The organism is Catenuloplanes atrovinosus, from assembly GCF_031458235.1.
Classification (GTDB): domain Bacteria; phylum Actinomycetota; class Actinomycetes; order Mycobacteriales; family Micromonosporaceae; genus Catenuloplanes; species Catenuloplanes atrovinosus.
This window is the reverse complement of sequence record NZ_JAVDYB010000001.1, coordinates 3,916,676-3,934,186: the sequence shown is the minus strand read 5'-3', so window position 1 is coordinate 3,934,186 and position 17,511 is coordinate 3,916,676. Positions and strand designations below refer to the sequence as shown.

The window sequence follows — 17,511 nt, the reverse complement described above, 5'->3', positions numbered from 1 at the left end:
GACGGGATCACGCCGGGGACCGCGCCGCCGCCGTCCCCGGCCAGCCCGTCGAGACCTCCAGGTCGTCGTAGAAGATCACGCTGTCGGTGCGGGGCGCGAACGTGGCGTCCCCGCCGCCGGCGAACGACGAGAAGTACGCCCTGTCCACCTGATCGCCGTTGCTGACGAACCGCAGCCCGGTGACGAGCGCCGCCCGGACGCCGTCCACCCACACCTCGATCTCGCCGTCCGCGGTCGCCTGCCCGCCCGCGACCGTGTTGACCCGCAGCCGCTGCACGACGTTCACCCAGCGGTCCGACCGCCACCGCACCCGCGTGCCGCCGGCGACCAGGTCGGCCGCGTCGCCGTACTGCCCGGCGTGGCCCATCGAGTAGTAGTAGATGGCCGCCGTGCCGTCCCGGCCCCAGATCAGCCGGGAGCTGAACCCGTTCGTCCCGTCACAGGCCTGCCCGCCGGAACACGAGTCGCCGCCGGCCAGCCCCAGCCCCACCTTGCCGGCGAAGCTGGTGGTCCCGAAGCTGAACCCGGCCCCGAACCGGACCCACTGCGAGACGTAGTACTCGCGCCGCGGTTCCAGCGTGAACGGCGCCTGCGCGCCGGACTCCTCCGGCCCGAACTTCCCGGCCGGATACCGCACTCGCAGCGATTGCCCGCCGGAGTGCGCCACGGCCGCGTCGACCGTCGCGCGGGTGCTCATCCCCAGCTCCCATAGTGCCGGCCAGTCGTCGCCGCGCCACTCGCCCTCGCCGTAGGCGGTGCCGGCGGCGGCGCGCTCGAAGTCCGCGACCCGCACGGTCTCGCCGTCCCCGGCTGCGGGCACCGGGCCGGACGGGGATGCCGGGGGCGTGGCCGGGCTCGCCCCCGGCGGCGGCCCGGCGCCGAGGCCGGCGGCGAACCCGGGGGACGCGGCGGACGGCGCCGGCCCGGGGGAGGCCGGCGTCGCGGCACACGCGCTCACGCCGGTGAGCAGCGCGGCGGCGAGCGCGGTCAGCACTGCGCGGCGCATGCGGTCCTCCGATCCCGTCGACATCACGATCAACCTACCCAGGACCGATGCGTGCGCCGAACGTGCGGAATCCGGCACCACCGGACATACCGGAGCAAACACGCTCAAAGAGGCGCGCCGGTGCCCGGCCCGACATGATCCGCCGGACGAAGCCTCCTTCGCGGAGAAGGTCGGTTCTTGCGGGCCCAAGATCGCCGGAATTCGACCGTCGAGCAGCTCACTCGCGGCCCCGACCTCGGAACGGACGGTCACCAATGGCCTGGCTTGGAGATCAACATATGTGCAACCATCCCGCGGGCCGCGCAGAGGGCGCGGAGCCGACCCGGGGGTACGCATGCGACATATCTCAGTGACGCCGGTGCGCGCGGTGCTCGCCGCGCTGGCGGTCACGGCCGCCCTGCTCGTCTCACCGGGTGCGGCCCAGGCGGCGCCACCGGCCGCCGCACCGGAGGCGGCCGCGGCCCGCGCGGCGCCGGACATCCCGGCCGTCACGTCCACGGCGCCGGTCGCGCGGGCCGCCATCACCGACGACGGCTGTGCCGGCGGCACGATCGCGCTGGGCGTGCCGGTCTCCTGCGCGGAGATCAGCGGTGCGGAACGGCACTCGTACGCGCTGACCGCCGACGGCCCGGTCGACTACTGGATCGGTACGGCCGGGGACCTGATCACCACCACCGTGCTCGACGCCACCGGAGGCGGGGTCTGCTACCTGCACGACCGCTCGCACGGCGAGTGTCGGCTCGGCGCCGGCACCTACACGGTCGAGGTCGAGCTGTCCTGGGGCGAGGGCACCGCGTCGTACTCGATCTCCATGGACTCGCTCGCCGCGCCGCGGCGGTCGTGCACCGTGCTGCCCGCCGACGTCTTCGGGTTCGACTCGCCCGGCGTGACCGGCACGCTGGAGCAGGACGCGCTCGGCGACTGCTTCATCGTCGACCAGCCGTCCGGGAGCGAACTGCGGGTCGTCCGCCCCGGCAGCGGGCCGGGGGACGTGCGCGGCGTCATCCGCGCGGCCGACGGCACGCAGGTGTGCCACCTGCAGTACACCACCACGTGCACGCTGACCGGCGCCGGGCCGTACCGGGCGGTGCTCCGGGAACTGTACGGTCAGGCCGCCGACTACCGGCTCCGGCTGCCGCGGCTGTCCGCCGCCACCGGCTGCCCGGTGCTGCCGATCAGCGACTTCGGTGACCCGGCCGCGACGCGGCGCACCGGGGACGCGGCCGACGAGGCCGGGTCCTGTCACGCGCTGACCGCCGGCGCGGGCCGCTACGAGATCCGCCTCGATCAGGCGCAGAGCTTCTCCTGGAAGGTGTACGGCCCGGACGGCGCCGTGGTGTGCGAACGCTGGCTGGCATACGGGCGGTGCGAGCTCCCGGCCGCGGGCGCGTACACCCTGCTGGTCGAGTACACCAACCTGACCGGCCCGACCACGTACGAGGTCGCGGTCACCGGCCTGGCCGGGACCGCCGGGTGCGCGCCCGCGCTGACCACCGCCTGGAACGCGCCGGCTCACCGGGGCGCGTTCACGTCGCGGGTGCAGACCGACTGCCTGCCGTTCCCCGCGCGGACCGGCGACGTGATCTTCCAGGCGGCCCAGGCGCTGACCTACTCCGAGTTTCATCACCGGGTGGTGGACGCCTCCGGGGCGGACGCGTGCGACGCGGCCTATTCCGGGGACGGCTGCCGGCTGGCCGGCACCGAGCCGTTCAAGATCATCGCGCTGCCGTACGCCTGGCCGTACGAGAATCCGGCCGAGGTGCCCTACGCGGCGCAGGTCGCGCCGTTCACCGACCCGGCCGGTTGCCCGGTGGTGACGCCGGGCGGCTACGGCGGCGCGCCGGGCGGCACGCTCGACGGTGTCCGGTGCCGCGCGATCACGGTCCCGGCGGCCGGCGACTATCGGTTCGAGACGGTCGACGAGCGGAACAGCGTCGTCTACGCCTCGATCTACGACGGCACCGGCGCGAAGGTGTGTGGCGGCACGATCTGTACGTTCCCGGCCGCGGGCACGTACATCGCCATCCGGGATCCGCGAGTGTCCTCGACGGTGATCGACGTGGACCAGCGCTACGCCGCGACGCTGCTGCCCCGGATCGCGGCCACCGGCTGCGTGGACGTGACCGATGCGCCGTACCGTGGCGGCTTCGACAGCATCGGGGAGTGGGACTGCCTGCGACTGTCGGCACCGGCCGGCACCCGGATCACCGTGGCGCACCCGGACGACGCCACCGGCGGCGGCCAGCCGGACCTGCTGGTGACGGACGCGACCGGCGAGAACCTCTGCGAGGGCCCGGGCAGCCTCACCCCCGACACCTGCCTGCTCTCCGGCGTCGCGCCGTTCTCCATCCTGGTCAACGCCCGGTCCGGGTACGCACCGGGCCCGTACACGCTCACGGTGTTACGGGCCGACGGCGTCGGCGCCGGCTGCGTCACGCTGCCGGCCGGCGAGCCCGGCGTCACGCTTGCGACCGGCGGGGACGGGTACGTGCGCTGCCTGACCATCCCGGCCGGCCAGCACGCGGCGACCGAGCGGATCACCTGGACCCGGGTCTCCGGCGCCGGGGACGCGCGGATCCGGGTGCTCGCGCCGGAGGGCTACCGGGTCTGCTACACCGCCTCGTTCGTCTCCCGCACGGTGACCTGCTCGCTGCCGCCCGGCACGAACACGGTGCTCTTCCAGGCGGACACGGCCGACGCGGAGTACGTGGTGACCCGCCGCGCGAGCTGAGCGCGATGCGCGCGGGTGGGCGGTCTCGCCCACCCGCGCGTTCCCGCCACGCGGAGGCGGGCCGGTTACCGAAGGCTCTCGAAGCGTGCGACCAGTGTGGACGGCGCCGGCTGCCGGGCGTTCTCCGCGCGGACCCGCTCCACGGCCGCGACCAGGGACGCGTCGTGCAGCAGGCGGTCCAGCAGCGCGGGGGTGAGGTCGCCGGTGCCGGCGGTGGTCAGGCCGATGCCGGCGCGGGTGACGACCTCGGCGTTGTGGAACTGGTCCCCGTGGTGCGGGATGATCAGCTGGGGCGTGCCGGTGGTGACCGCGGCCATCAGCGTGCCGGCGCCGCCGTGGTGGATGATCGCCCGGCAGTGGCGCAGCACCTCGGTGACCGGCGCCCACGGCAGCGCGCGCACGTTGCCCGGCAGCGGGCCGGTGTCCTGGGCGGCGGGCAGCAGGAAGTCCGCGTCCGTGCCGGCCAGCAGCGGCAGCAGCTCGCCGAGGCGGCGGTCGCGCTCGCCGGTGCCGACGATCGTGCCGAAGGTGAGCAGCACGCGCGGCCGGTCGGCGGGCGCGAGCAGGTCGCGGGGGAGCGCGGACGCGCCGTGCAGCGGGACGTAGCGCACCTGCCAGGCGTCCGGGCCGGGCTCGCGCAGGCTCGGCGGCACCACCTCGATGACGGGTGCCGGCGCGGGGCCGGCCGCGCCGTGCTCCCGGTACGTCTCCGCCAGCTCCTCCGCGATCAGCGCGGTCAGCATCGGCCCGCTGATCAGCCCGAACCCGTGCTCCACCGCGGGCACCCCGGTGATCGCGGACGCCAGCGGCACCGCGCCCTGGAACGGGTCGTAGAGCAGCACGTCCGGCCGCCAGTCGCGGATCACGCCGAGCAGCGGGCCGATCAGGTTCCGGGAGAGGATCGCGTTCGCCGCGGCCGGGCGTCGCAGGATGCCCGCCGGGGACAGGTCGGTGGGGTGCTCGAACCGGTTGCCGGAGGGCAGCGAGCGGTAGGCCTGGTCGACCGTCAGGTCGCCGCCGACGTCCACGACCGGCAGCCCGGTCACGGCGTATCCGGCCGGGTCCGCGCCGTAGCCGGCGAGCAGCACCTCGTGGCCGGCGGCGCGCAGGGCGCTGATCGTCGGCAGGCCGGGCAGCAGATGCCCGGCCTGCGGCGGTGCGGAGTAGAGAACGCGCATGTCGGTGCAGACGTGCGAACCGGGGCGGTCGTTCGATCGCATCAGTCCACGGTCTTCAGGAAGCGCAGAAGTTCGGCGGCGAGCGCGTCCGGGGCCTCCAGCGCGACGTAGTGGCCGACGCCGTCGAGCTGGACCGAGGTGACCGGGCCGGCCGTGACCTGCTCCATGGTGGTGGCGGTGAACGGGCCGCCGCTGCTGCCGATCGCGAGCACCGGCACGGTGAGCGGGGCCAGCGCGCGCAGCTCGTCGCCCTCGGAGAGCAGCGACCGGTAGAGCGCTGACGCGCCGCGCAGGCCGTGCGGCCGGGCGTACGCGCGGACGAACTCGTCGAGGTCGGCGTCCGGCACCGTGGCGCCGTACGTCGGGAACAGGTGACCGGCGATGAACTCCCGCTCGCGGCCGGCGAACAGCAGCTCCGGGACGCCGGGCGTGGTCAGCGCGCCGATGTACCACGCGCCGCCGTGCGTGACGTCGGCCAGCAGCTCCGCACCGAACCCGGCCAGCCCGGTCTCGATCGCGGTGAGGGTGCGCACGTCCTCCGGGTGGGTGGCGGCGAGGCGGAACACGGTGCCGCCGCTGATGTCCTGCCCCGCGAGGTGCACCGGCCCGACTCCCAGGTGCGTGATCAGCCGGTGCAGCTCCTCCGCCGCGGCGGCGCTCCCCGGGTCGGAGCCGAGGGAGGAGTCGCCGAAGCCGGGCAGGTCGACGGCGATCACGCGGTGCGTCTCCGCCAGCGGCGGGATGACCCGGCGGAACGCCCGCCAGGTCTCCGGGAAGCCGTGCACCAGCAGGATCGGCGATCCCGACGTGCCGGCGGTGACGTAGTGCAGGCCGTTGACGGTGTGGTGGGTGACGGTCACGACGGATACCTCCGAGCGATAAAGACAACCTGGCTGTCGAAACTTTAGACACCCAGGCTGTCTTTGTCGAACGGGACGAATCGCCCGGCCGGGGTGGCGGCGCCTGTCTACGGTGGACGCCACATTCGCCGTCGTCGTGGTGTGAGGGACCGATGCCCGGATTCGTGCGCTCCCTGCTGGCGCCGGACGTGGCGCTGCGCGTCGCGGCCGTGCTGCTGGCCGCGGTGATCGTGGTGCGGTCGCTGCTCGCCGGCGTGACCGGCATCGGGTCGATCGCGCTGGTGCTGGCCTCGGCCGCGCTGTTCTGGGGGCTGGTGCGGCTGGCCGCGCGGCTGCGCGTGCTGCTGGCCGAGTCGAGCCCGGAGGCGTCCCGCCTGACCTCGGTGATCGCCAGCCGGGCGCGGGCGCGGCTGGCCGCGGTGCTGGCGATCCTGGTGGTGGTCGTGCACACCGCGATCACCGGCTACCTGAGCGTCTGGACCATCCTGATCGCGGTCACGCTGGCCGTGGTGGCCACGCTGCTCAGCCCGGACCTGCGCCTGGTCGCGGTGCTGGGCGGCACCGCGGTGGTGTTCGCGACCGCGACCGTGTTCGTGGCGGACATCTTCCAGGGCAGCACCGAGGCACGCGCGCTCGCGGTCTCGGTGGCCGCGATCATCCTGCCGGTCCTGGTGTCCGACAAGATCGTCGCGACGGTACGCCGACCCGCGCTCACCACCACGCACCACGCGATCCTGGCCGTGCTCACGCTGCTGCTCGGCTTCCTCGGCTGGACCCGGTCGGAGTGGCTGCCGGGCGTGACCAGCGGCTGCTACACGCTGCCCACCTCGACCGGCATCACGGTGCTGCGCGCGACGCCGGACGGGCAGCGCTGCTACGGCCTGCTGGACACCGCGGACCCGGGCGTGTTCGCGGCGCGCGCGTTCGGGCGCGACCCGGACACGATCGCGCTGCAACGCCGCATCCTGGAGCTGAACGAGCCGCTGCGGGACGGCGACCTGACCGTGGTCTGGCTCGGCGCGCTCTCCTGCGACCCGCTGCCGGCCGACCCGGCGCGCTGCGCGGACGGCCGCGACTACCCGTCCGAGCGCGACCAGCTGCGCGCGCTGATGTTCGCGCAGACGTACTTCACGCAGACGGACAGGCGGCTGCACGTGGTGATCGCGGACGCGACGCAGGACGTGGCGCACGCGGACGACATCGCCGCGATGATCGTCGAGCGTCAGCGGTGGCTGGGGGACCGGCTGGTGGTGATCGGCGGCGGCGACTCCCGGGACGTGACGCAGCGCGCGATCAACCGGCTGCTGGACGCGAACATCCCGTTCATCGCGCCGAACCTGCTGGCCGACCTGGGCGAGCCGGGCGCGCCGTTCGTGAACCGCCCCGGCTACCTCCAGCTCGCGCACGCGAACCGGGACTACGCGAAGGACGTGGTCGACCGGCTGTCCTTCCCGGACGGTTACCGCCTGGACGTCTACGCGGCGCCGAACCCGACCGACCAGTACACGACGTCACTGGTCAACGACCTGCTGGCGGTGGTCAAGGGGCTGAACCGGCCGGACGTCACGGCCCGGCACGTGGCCGCCCTGGACCGGATCGACGCGTCGGTCTGCGCGGACGCGCCGACACCGACCGTGCTGTACTTCGCCGACCGCTGGACCCGCTTCGCCGAGTTCGTGCAGCGGGTCAACGAGGTGTGCGGGCACTCCCGGCCCCGGCTGGTGATCGCGGACGTGTCGGTGAGCCGGTTCATGGCCAACCACCAGCTGCGCGCGGTGAGCAACGCGGACTGGCCGGTCGACTACCACGTGGGCGGGCCGTCGTGCGCGGACCTCACGGAGGCGGGGCTGGCGACGCTGACCGACCAGGTGTACGCCTCACGTGACCTGCTCGGCCTGGCGGAGAACGCCACGTTCGCCTGCGCGGGCCGGGACCCGGCGGCGCGGGCCACCGGCGAACTGCTCGACGCGTGCCCGCTGGACGCGGCCGTCAAGCAGGGCTGCCGGCCGAACGACCTCGGCACCTACCTGATCCCGGCCTGGGACGCGGTGTTCCTGGCCGACGCGTTGCTGCCGGACCGCCGCGCGCCCCTGACCGACCTGCGCGTGAGCGGCCTCGCGCTCTCCACCGTGGACAGCGAGGCGAACGTGGAGCGCGGCCGGCTGCTGCGCCCGACCATCCCGATCCGGATGTGGCACGCCGACCCGCTCAACGACCCCCGGCGCATCTACGAGCAGGCCGGGACGGAGCTGGTCAGGCCGTGAACAGCACGGCGGTGGCGGCCAGCAGCGCCAGCCCGAACACGCAGTAGACGACCGGCAGCACCACCCGGGTGACCGTCCCGGCGCCCAGCCCGCGCCGCCGGGACAGCGCGACGGTCATCGGCAGCCCGACCAGATACGCGCCCTCCAGCAGCCAGGCCACGCCGGTACGGACGCCCGCGCCCGCGCCGAGTGCGCCGGCCAGCCAGCCGCCGAGCAGGTACGGCCAGCCCAGCGCGAGCACGCCCAGGCAGAGCGCGACCACCACGGTTCCGGCCCAGCGCACGTTGTTCATGATCGGCATCCGTCAGCGGTAGAGGTCGTGGCCGTACCGGGCGGCCAGGTCACGGTAGGCGGTCACGAAGCCGGTCCCGGCGTCCACGTCGGACGCGGGCGCGGCCGGCTCCAGCGAGTCCAGCGCCGCGCGGGTACGCCGGGCCGCGTCGCCCAGCGTGATCTCCCGGATCAGCCCGGCGCCGGTCTCCGCCGCGTTCCGCAGCGCGGTGAGCTGCCGGGCCACCTGACCGTCCAGGTCGGACAGCAGTGCGTCGGCGCGCTCGCCCTGCTCCCGGGCCGCGAGCACGGCCGGGCTGTCGGCGGGCAGGCCGGCGTGGCTGTGCCGGTGCAGGCCGTCCCGGATCCGGCGGAGCCGCTGCCGCTGCACCAGCACCGCGGCCAGCTCCTCGATCCCGCGGCCGAGCACGCGCGCGGTGTCCGCGGACGGCATCGCGGCCCGGTGCGCCCACACCCGCTCGGCCAGCCGTACCGCGGTGCGCAGGTCGTCCCGCTCCTCGTCCGCGGTGAGCACGTGCGCGCCCGCGCCCCGCACCAGCGCGGCCAGCCGGTTCACCCGCCGGTACGCCACGCCCAGCCACCCGAACGCGACCAGCAGCGCCAGCACGGTCACGCGCGCCGCGACCGTCAGGTCCAGCACCGCGAACACCGCGCACAGCAGCCCGAGCCCGAGCACCGTGATCAGCCGCGCGGAGAGCGCGTCGCCGTGCCGGCCCAGCCGGTGACCGACCGGCACCCGCACCTCGGTCAGCCAGCCCCGGCGCACCCGCCGCCCGCCCGGCACGGCCACCGGGCGCGCGGCCACCACCGTGCGGTCGGGGTCGGACAGCAGGTAGGTCTGTGATGCCACCGGAGCCTCCCGCCGCGGCCGTTGAACACGAGTCCCGGTCCATCGGCGCGCGCCCGGTAAACCTGTGGAAAACGCGCGCCGGACCGGGGAGCATGGCGGCCATGCGCGCGGCCGTCACCGTCACCCCGGCTCACCTTCCCGGGCTGTTGCTGCACGTCTCCGTGGTGCGGCCGGTGTTCGTCTGGGGCGCGCCCGGCATCGGCAAGAGCTCGCTGGTCCGCGACTTCGCCGCGTCGCTCGGCCTGGAGTGCGTCTCGCTGGTCGGCACGCAGCTCGCGGCGGAGGACCTGATCGGCGTGCCGGAGCTGCGGGACGGGCGCAGCCGGTTCGCGCCGCCGGAGACGATCGCCCGCGACGCGCCGTACTGCCTGTTCCTGGACGAGCTGAACGCGTCCTCGCCGGACGTGCAGAAGGCGTTCTACTCGCTGATCCTGGACCGGCGGATCGGCGCGTACGAGCTGCCCGCCGGCTCGATCGTGATCGGCGCGGGCAACCGCGGCACGGACGGCGCGCTGGCCCGGCCGATGGCGAGCGCGCTGGTCAACCGGCTGCTGCACGTGCACCTGCGGGCGAGCGTGGACGACTGGCTGGCCTGGGCCGCCACTGCCGGCATCCACCCGTGGATCACCGGCTACCTGGCCGAGCGCCCTGACCAGCTGTGGGTGGAGCCGCCGAAGACGGAGGAGGTCTTCTCCACGCCGCGCAGCTGGCACATGCTCTCCGACGCGCTGCGCTCGTTCGGCGACGACGTCGACGAGGAGACCGTGCGGGTGCTGGCGCACGGCACGCTCACCGCGTCGCACGCGGCCGGCTTCGCCGGATACTTCAAGATCATTCGGCATCGGTACGGGCTGGAGGCGATCCTGCGCGGCGACGCCGGCTGGCCCACCGCGCCCACGGACCGGGACCTGCTGTACTTCCTGGCCGAGTCGCTGCGCTCGCGTCTGATCAAGGACCTGCCCGCGGCCAAGGAGCACGCCTCGCCGAACCTGCGGCAGTTCGCGCACCGGGCCAAGGCGCTGCTGGTCGAGCTGGCCGAGATCTCCCTGGAGTGCGCGCAGCTGGTCATCGCGGCGGACGGCGACGGCGTACCGGTGCTGCCCTCCTGGTTCCTGGTCGAGGTGAGCCGGGACCTGCCGCGGCTCGTGGCCGCCCGGGCCTGACCGTGGCGAACCGGAGGAGGAAGCCGGAGCCGACCGTCGCGGACCTGGCCTGGCGGGCCGTCACCGCGCATCCGATGTTCGCGCCGATGGCCGACCACCATCCGCGCGCCGCCTTCGCGCTCTCCGGCCACCCGTCCCTCGGCGAGCGCCGCACGTTCGCCACCGTCGACGTGCGCGGGCAGATCCTCGGCGGGAAGTGGGCGCTGCGGCTCTCCGGGGCCGAGTGGACCTGGGTGCTGGCGCACTGCCTGCTGCACCTCGGCTTCGGCCACGCCGCCGCGGCGCCCGACGAGTTCGAGGCGCGCGCCGCCTGCCTCGCGGTCACCCGCTTCCAGCGCGCGGTCAAGCTCGGCACCGAGCCGATCGTGCTCCCGGCCGAGCTGCCCGCGCTGGACGAGGAGGTGCTGGTCCGGCAGTGGCGGGCCCGCGGCGGCGTGCCGGACGAGCTGTCGGCCTGCGGCGCCGGCGGCTTCGACGACTGCCTGAACCGGGCGGTGCCGGCGCCGCGCGACGGGCCGCCGGACTGGCCGGGCCGGTTCGCGGTCGGGCTGTCCGCGGCCGCGACCGCCGCGGTGGAGGTGGCGGCCGGCGCGCGCGCCTCGCTCACCGACGGCAGCGGTGGCCCCCGCGCGCCGTGGCAGCGCGCGATGGGCTGGTTCGTGTCGTCGTACCCGCTGCTCGGCGGCCTGGCCGCCGGGTTCACCATCGTGGCGGACGTGCCCACCGCCACGCGCTGGGAGATCGGCCTCGCGGCCGTGTCCGCGCGCTCCGGCGAGATCTACATCAACCCGCTGCGGCGGCTCGGCGAGGCGCAGTGGCGGTTCGTGCTGGCCCACGAGATGCTGCACGCGGCGCTGCGGCACGGCGACCGGGCCGGCGCGCGCGAGGGGTACCTGTGGAACGTCGCGGCCGACTACGTGATCAACGGCTGGCTGGTCGAGATGGGCGTCGGCGAGCCGCCGGACCGGGTGCTGTACGACCCGGACCTGGCCGGGCTGTCCGCCGAGGCGGTCTACGACCGGATCGCCGGTGACCTGCGCCGGCTGCGGAAGGTCGGCACGCTGCGCGGGCAGGGCCGGCCGGACATCCTGGGCGAGCCGCTGCCCTGGGCGCGCGCCCCGGGCGCGGGCGTGGACCTGGACGAGTTCTGCCGCCGCGCGCTGCTCACCGGGTACGCGTACCACCGGAACCAGGCCCGCGGGCTGCTGCCGGCCGGCCTGGAGGCGGAGATCCGGGTGCTCGAACACCCGCCGCTGCCCTGGGACGCCCGGCTGGCCCGCTGGTTCGACGAGTTCGTGCCCGGACCGGAGCCGCGCCGCTCGTTCGCCCGCCCGTCCCGCCGCCAGGCGAGCACCCCGCACATCCCCCGCCCCGGCCGGTACGCACCCCACGAGCCGGTCCCACGGCACACGTTCGGCGTCGTGCTGGACACGTCCGGGTCGATGAACCACGAACTGCTCGGCAAGGCGCTCGGCGCGATCGCGTCCTACGCCACCGCGCGCGACGTGCCCGCGGCCCGCGTGGTCTTCTGCGACGCGGTCGCCTACGACGCCGGCTACCTGCCGGTGGCGGGGATCGCCGGACGGGTGCGCGTGCGCGGGCGCGGCGGCACCGTCCTGCAACCCGGCGTCGACCTGCTGGAACGCGCGCCGGACTTCCCGCCGGCCGCGCCCATCCTGATCATCACGGACGGCTGGTGCGACGCGGTCCGGGTGCGGCGCGAGCACGCGTACCTGACGCCGGCCGCGGCCCGCCTGCCGTTCACGCCACGGGGTCCGGTGTTCGAGGTGCGCTGACCACGCCGGACAGCATGGCCAGCCGCAGCCGCGTCTCGTCCGCCGAGCCGGGCACCGCGGTCAGCACCACGATCTTCAGCTCCGCGTCGCCGTCCGTCAGCACGTCGCAGTCGACCGAGACCGGCCCGGCCACCGGATGCTCGATGATCTTGTGCTCCTCCCGGTGCGCGCCCACCGCGCCGGCGGCCCAGAGCCGGGCGAACCGCGCGTTACCGCGCTCCAGCGTGCCGATCAGGTCGTGCAGGCGGCGGCTGCGCGGGAACCGGCCGGAGGCGCGGCGCAGGTCGGAGACGATCGCGGCCTCGGCGCTCCCGCCGGTCAGCGACACCACGGGCCAGCGCACCATCGGCGGGCCGTCGCCGTCGACCGGGAACGTGTCCCGCGCGAAGTTGCGCAGCGCGGGCGCCGTGGCGGAGGGGTCGCCGAGCAGCGCGGCCCAGCCGCGGTTCCACCGGATCAGCCGCCAGTCCGCGGCGAAGACCGCCACGGCCGCGTCGCCCAGCCGGTGCAGCATCCGGTGCAGCGCGGGCGGGATGTGGTCGGACACCTCGCCGGGCGACGGCGGCACCAGGCGGGCCAGCCGGTACAGGTGGTCGCGCTCGTCCGCGGTGAGCTGCAACGCGCGCGCCAGCGCGGCCAACACCTGCGCGGACGGGGTGGCGAACCGGCCCTGCTCCAGCCGCACCACGTAGTCGACGGAGATCCCGGCCAGCTCGGCCAGCTCCTCGCGGCGCAGCCCGGCCGCGCGGCGGGACCGGCCGGCCGGCAGCCCGGCGGCGGCGGGGGAGAGCCGGTCGCGCCACGCGCGCAGCGTCGGGCCCAGCTCGGTCGGCTCGGTCGTCATGACGTCGATTGTGCCGCGCCGGTCCGTACCCATGGTGGTAAGGATCTTCCCTGGTCCGCGCGGTGCGGCGGGCGAACGATGAGCGCATGACGATCACGTTCATCACCGGGGCCAACAAGGGCCTCGGACACGAGACCGCCCGCCGCCTGATCGCGGCGGGACACACCGTGCTGCTCGGCGCGCGCGACCCGGAGGCCGGCGCCGCGGCCGCGACCGCGCTCGGCGCCCGGTTCGTCCGGATCGACGTCACCGACGACGCGTCCGTGGCCGCCGCCGCGGACGACGTCGCGCGGCACGAGGGGCACGTCGACGTGCTGGTCAACAACGCCGGCGTCAACCAGTCCGGGTTCGACCCGGCCGCGCTGACCGGCGCGGACACGCTGCGCGTGCTGGACGTCAACGTCGCCGGCGTGGTGCGGGTGACCACCGCGTTCCTGCCGCTGCTGCGCGGCTCCGCCGACCCGGTGATCATCAACGTCGGCAGCGCCATGGGCGACCTGGCCGCCACGCACGACCCGGACCGGCCGGAGTCCGGCGCGATCGTGCCGGTCTACGCCGCGTCGAAAGCCGCGCTGACCATGCTGACCAGCCAGTACGCGCGGGCGCTGCCGGAGATCCGGATCAACACGGCCGACCCCGGCTACACCGCGACCGCGCTCAACGGCCACAGCGGGCCGCAGACGGTGACCGAGGGCACGGACGCCGTGGTCGCGCTGGCGACCGAGGGGCCGGGGCGGGGATCGGACCGGTTCGTGGCCCGGCACGGGGAGATCACCTGGGCGCTCACCAGGTGAGACGGGGCGGCCGGGGAAACCGCCCAATAGTAGGCAAGTCGTCCGCCAGCCGGTGTTTTTCTGGATCTTGTGATCCGAGTGGGCTCGCGCTGCGTACCTCCTCCTGACGGCCTCTCCAGCAGGGGGCCCGGCAGGGGGTAGAGGGAACAGTGGCGCAGGGACCGCCGACGACCTCATGGGTACGGTACGACGACGCCGCGGGAGGCGCACGTCGTACCGCCCGTGAGTCGTACGACTCTTACGACTCTTACGGCACCGGCTCGTCCGGCGCGTCCGGTGCGTCCGGTCCGGACGACGACCGGCGCGGTTACCCGGACCAGCGTGGCTACTCCGACCAGGGCGGGTACGAGGAGCGCGGTGGCTACGACGAGAACGGCCGCTACGAGGCGCGCCGGTACGACCAGCCGGCCGCCGCGTGGGAGGCGGGGTCCGGGGCGTACCAGCAGACCACGACCGCGCAGCCGTGGCGCCGGCAGCCGCGGGATCTCTACGACGACGAGCCCGCGCCGGCCCGGTACCGCACCGGCACCCGGGCCGCGGCGGACACCGAGGGCGACGAACCGGCCAACCCCTTCGCCGGTAACCGCCTCTTCACGGTCCTGCTGTTCCTCGGCGGGCTCGGCACCAGCGTCTCGCTCTGGATCTTCGACACCCAGCCCGGCGCGGTCAACGACCTGCCCACGCTGATGCTCGCGATCGGCCGCGTCACCGGCCTGATCGGCGGCTACCTGCTCTTCATCCAGTTGCTGATGATGAGCCGCGTCTCCTGGCTGGAGGACTGGGTCGGCTCCCGCGACCTGCTGCGGTGGCACCGCGGGCTGGGCACCTCGCTGTGCGTCTCGGTGATCGCGCACATCGTCTTCATCGTGTACGGGTACGCGCTGACCGCCGAGACCGACGTGGTCACGCAGGCCTTCACGATCATCACCACGCTTCCGAAGATGATGGAGGCGCTGGCCGCCACCGTCATCATGATCTTCATCGCGCTGATCTCCATCCGCGGCCTGCGCCGGCTGCTGTCCTACGAGATCTGGAAGGGCCTGCACCTCAGCGCGTACCTGGTCCTGCTGCTCGGCTACGGCCACCAGGTCGCCACCGGCGCGGACCTCAGCGGCCGGTTCGCCTCGGTCTTCTGGCCCGGCCTGACCGCGTTGGTCATCTCCGCCGTGGTCTGGGGCCGGATCGTCGAGCCGCTGTGGATGAACCTCCGGCACCGGTTCGAGGTCGTCGAGGTGGTCAACGAGGGCCGCGGCAGCTTCTCCGTCTACATCGACGGGCGCAACCTGGACCGGCTCGGCGCGCGCGGCGGGCAGTTCATGCGCTGGCGGTTCCTGACCGGTGGCGCCTGGTGGCAGTCGCACCCGTTCTCGCTCTCCGCCGCGCCGAACGCGCAGTGGCTGCGGCTCACCGTCACCGCGGTCGGCCGCTACACGGAGGCGCTGCGCGAGCTGCGGCCCGGCACCCGCGTGTGGCTGCAGGGACCGTACGGCACGTTCACGGCGGAACGGCGTACCCAGCGGCTGGCGCTGCTCATCGCGGGCGGCAGCGGCATCGCGCCGATCCGCGCGCTGCTGGAGGACATGCCGTCCGGCACCGTCGTGATCTACCGGGCCGGCCGCGCGGACGAGGTCGTGTTCCGCGACGAGCTGGAGGAACTGGCCGTGCGGCGCGGTGCCCAGGTCTTCTACGTCGTCGGCGGCCGCAACGAACCCGGGCCGCGCCGGCTGCTCACCGTGGACGGCATGCGCGAGCTGGTGCCGGACGTGTCCGAGCGCGACGTCTACCTGTGCGGGCCGCCCGGCCTGGTCGAGGCCGCGATCGACACGCTGAGCGACCTCGAGGTGCCCAAGAGCCAGATCCACCTCGACCCGTTCGAGTTCTGAACCGCCGGTACGCGCGCCGCGTACCCCCTGATGACCTTGTCCTTGACCTGAAGGAGACCTCCGGTGCGACGCAGTACCGCAGCAGTCCTCGGCACGCTCGCCGGCGTTGGCATGATCTTCGGTGTCCGGATGGCCGCGCCGACGCAGATCGTGGCCGTGGCGGAGACCCCGGCGGAGGACGCCCCCGCGGACGACGCCGGTGGTGACGACGCCGGGAACCAGGAGGAGGAGGCCCCGCCGGCCGGTGGCGGCGAGGAGGAGGACGCCGCCGAGGGCGGCGGTGGCGGTGGCGGCCTGACCGACGGCGACTTCCAGGGTGCGGCCGCGAAGAACCCGTACGGCACCATCCAGGTGACCATCACGGTCGAGGACGGCAAGATCACCGCTGCCGACGCGACCTACCCGACCGCCGGCAACAGCGCGACGATCAACCCGCCCGCGATCGAGAAGCTCAACGAGTCCGCCGTGAACGCGGAGAGCGCGGACGACGTGGACGCGGTCTCCGGCGCCACGTTCACCACCGACTCGTACAAGGAGTCGCTGCAGGCCGCGCTGGACGAGGCGCAGGGCTGAGGCCGGACCGTGCGCCACGTCGAACAGGTCATGGGCACCGCGGTCAGCATCGAGCTGGCCGACGACCGCCCCGCGGGCGAACTGCGGGCGCTGGTCGCGGACGTGTGCGCGTGGCTGCACGAGGTGGACGCGCGCTTCAGCACGTACAAGCCGGACAGCGAGGTCAGCCGCATGCGCCGCGGCGAGCTGACCTCCACCGACTGCCACCCGGACCTGCGGCACGTGCTGGGCGCCTGCGCCGACCTGTGGCGCGCCACGGACGGCTACTTCGACGCGTACTACGGCAAGGTCCTGGACCCGTCCGGCTACGTCAAGGGCTGGTCCGTCGAGGAGGCCTCCCGCCGCCGGCGCGCACACCCACTACATCGGCGCCGGCGGCGACATCCGCGCCCGCGGCGACCGCACCTGGCGCGTCGGCGTCCGCCACCCGTGGGACGCCGGCAAGCTCGCCTGGAAACTCGCGGTCACCGACGCGGCCGTGGCCACCTCCGGCACGTACGAGCGCGGCGCCCACGTGATGAACCCGCGCACCGGCCGGCCCGCCCACTTCCTCCGCTCCGTCACCGTGGTCGGCCCGGACCTCACGCTCGCCGACGCGTACGCCACCGCCGCGCTCGCCATGGACCGCGACGCGCTCACCTGGCTGGAGAAGATCGCCACCGACGGTTACGAGTCCGCCGCCGTCACCGAGGACGGCCGCGCGTTCACCTCACCCGGCCTGCCGATCGCCGCATGAGCCCGCTGGCCACCGTCGTCGGCTGGACGACGCGCGCCGGCTCACGCCGCACGAGACGAGCGTCCCCGGCCACTCCCCACGCCTAAGCCCCCTCGCCGCGCCGTGCGGTCGGGGCGGCGGGCCACGCATGGAGATGCCGAAGTCCGGGCGCCGGGCAAAACAAGAGGTTTCGAGCCTCCTGGGCTGGAAACTCCACCCGCATGCAACCTCAGGACACGCCCCTCACCGCGCTGCCGATCGCGCGCGTGAATGTCGGCATGAGTGTCGTCGACTCGCTCGGGGACACCATCGGAACGGTGACCGCGGTGCAGATGCCCGGCACGGATGTCCGGCCGGACGTCGCGGCCGGGGCCGCCGAACACCTGGTGAGCAGCGGCTATCTGCGGATCGACACCGCCGGCCTGTTCGCCACGGACGTCTACGCCTCCGGGGACCAGGTGGTCGGCTCCATCGAGGGCGAACCGGGCGTCGTGACGCTCGGCGGCTCGCACGACGATCTGTACCGGGCGGCCTGACCCGCGCGATCGCCGCCCGGGGCCGCC

15 protein-coding genes and 1 pseudogene are annotated in these 17,511 nt (G+C 74.4%); 10 read left to right on the top strand and 6 right to left on the bottom strand.

Annotated features, from left to right (window positions below):
* Positions 1-7 precede the first annotated feature (7 nt).
* Positions 8-1,030, bottom strand: a complete 1,023-nt coding sequence (locus J2S41_RS17690; RefSeq protein WP_310368979.1) for a polysaccharide lyase — start codon at positions 1,028-1,030, stop codon at positions 8-10.
* Positions 1,031-1,340: 310 nt separating this feature from the next.
* Here J2S41_RS17690 and J2S41_RS17685 point away from each other — a divergent pair, with 310 nt between their 5' ends.
* Positions 1,341-3,737, top strand: coding sequence for a hypothetical protein (locus tag J2S41_RS17685; RefSeq protein ID WP_310368978.1), 2,397 nt, complete (start codon positions 1,341-1,343; stop codon positions 3,735-3,737).
* Between the two features lie 65 nt (positions 3,738-3,802).
* Here the strand turns inward: J2S41_RS17685 and J2S41_RS17680 are convergent, their stop codons facing one another.
* Both J2S41_RS17680 and J2S41_RS17675 read right to left on the bottom strand, forming a co-directional pair.
* Positions 3,803-4,957 carry a nucleotide disphospho-sugar-binding domain-containing protein gene (locus J2S41_RS17680; RefSeq protein ID WP_310368977.1) on the bottom strand — a complete coding sequence of 385 codons (1,155 nt, stop codon included), beginning with the start codon at positions 4,955-4,957 and terminating at the stop codon, positions 3,803-3,805.
* Positions 4,957-5,775 carry an alpha/beta fold hydrolase gene (locus J2S41_RS17675; RefSeq protein ID WP_310368976.1) on the bottom strand — a complete coding sequence of 273 codons (819 nt, stop codon included), beginning with the start codon at positions 5,773-5,775 and terminating at the stop codon, positions 4,957-4,959. Before J2S41_RS17675 ends, J2S41_RS17680 begins: the two co-directional genes overlap by 1 nt.
* A 152-nt stretch (positions 5,776-5,927) precedes the next feature.
* Between J2S41_RS17675 and J2S41_RS17670 the strand changes: the two genes are divergently transcribed.
* On the top strand, positions 5,928-8,039 hold the full coding sequence (locus J2S41_RS17670) for a hypothetical protein (protein ID WP_310368975.1): 2,112 nt from the start codon (positions 5,928-5,930) through the stop codon (positions 8,037-8,039).
* Here J2S41_RS17670 and J2S41_RS17665 read toward each other — a convergent pair.
* Together J2S41_RS17665 and J2S41_RS17660 are read right to left on the bottom strand one after the other, a co-directional pair.
* On the bottom strand, positions 8,029-8,331 hold the full coding sequence (locus tag J2S41_RS17665; protein ID WP_310368974.1) for a hypothetical protein: 303 nt from the start codon (positions 8,329-8,331) through the stop codon (positions 8,029-8,031). The two genes, J2S41_RS17670 and J2S41_RS17665, sit on opposite strands and share 11 nt — an antisense overlap.
* A gap of 12 nt (positions 8,332-8,343) precedes the next feature.
* The gene (locus J2S41_RS17660; RefSeq protein WP_310368973.1) at positions 8,344-9,180 is read right to left on the bottom strand and encodes a hypothetical protein; all 837 of its coding nucleotides are present in this window, start codon (positions 9,178-9,180) and stop codon (positions 8,344-8,346) included.
* A gap of 101 nt (positions 9,181-9,281) precedes the next feature.
* Here J2S41_RS17660 and J2S41_RS17655 point away from each other — a divergent pair, with 101 nt between their 5' ends.
* A complete protein-coding gene (locus J2S41_RS17655) occupies positions 9,282-10,343 on the top strand; it encodes an ATP-binding protein (RefSeq protein ID WP_310368972.1) in 1,062 nt (353 codons plus the stop codon).
* Positions 10,344-10,345: 2 nt separating this feature from the next.
* Positions 10,346-12,139 (top strand): vWA domain-containing protein, encoded by a 1,794-nt coding sequence (locus tag J2S41_RS17650; protein ID WP_445343925.1) that lies wholly within the window; start codon positions 10,346-10,348, stop codon positions 12,137-12,139.
* Here the strand turns inward: J2S41_RS17650 and J2S41_RS17645 are convergent.
* Positions 12,105-12,983 carry a helix-turn-helix domain-containing protein gene (locus tag J2S41_RS17645; protein WP_310368971.1) on the bottom strand — a complete coding sequence of 293 codons (879 nt, stop codon included), beginning with the start codon at positions 12,981-12,983 and terminating at the stop codon, positions 12,105-12,107. The genes J2S41_RS17650 and J2S41_RS17645 overlap by 35 nt on opposite strands.
* Before the next feature lie 86 nt (positions 12,984-13,069).
* Here J2S41_RS17645 and J2S41_RS17640 point away from each other — a divergent pair, with 86 nt between their 5' ends.
* From J2S41_RS17640 to J2S41_RS17615, 6 genes and pseudogenes are all read left to right on the top strand, one after another.
* Positions 13,070-13,777 carry an SDR family NAD(P)-dependent oxidoreductase gene (locus J2S41_RS17640; RefSeq protein WP_310368970.1) on the top strand — a complete coding sequence of 236 codons (708 nt, stop codon included), beginning with the start codon at positions 13,070-13,072 and terminating at the stop codon, positions 13,775-13,777.
* 149 nt (positions 13,778-13,926) lie between these two features.
* Complete coding sequence (locus J2S41_RS17635) at positions 13,927-15,660, top strand: ferredoxin reductase family protein (RefSeq protein ID WP_310368969.1); 1,734 nt, start codon at positions 13,927-13,929, stop codon at positions 15,658-15,660.
* Positions 15,661-15,723: 63 nt separating this feature from the next.
* Positions 15,724-16,233, top strand: a complete 510-nt coding sequence (locus J2S41_RS17630; protein WP_310368968.1) for an FMN-binding protein — start codon at positions 15,724-15,726, stop codon at positions 16,231-16,233.
* 30 nt (positions 16,234-16,263) lie between these two features.
* A pseudogene (locus J2S41_RS17625) lies at positions 16,264-16,479 on the top strand (FAD:protein FMN transferase); the annotation flags it as partial.
* A 118-nt stretch (positions 16,480-16,597) separates the two neighbouring features.
* Positions 16,598-16,969: an FAD:protein FMN transferase gene (locus tag J2S41_RS17620; RefSeq protein ID WP_310376403.1), complete on the top strand. Its 372-nt coding sequence runs from the start codon at positions 16,598-16,600 to the stop codon at positions 16,967-16,969.
* A gap of 200 nt (positions 16,970-17,169) precedes the next feature.
* A complete protein-coding gene (locus J2S41_RS17615; protein ID WP_310368967.1) occupies positions 17,170-17,484 on the top strand; it encodes a hypothetical protein in 315 nt (104 codons plus the stop codon).
* The last annotated feature ends 27 nt before the right edge of the window (positions 17,485-17,511 follow it).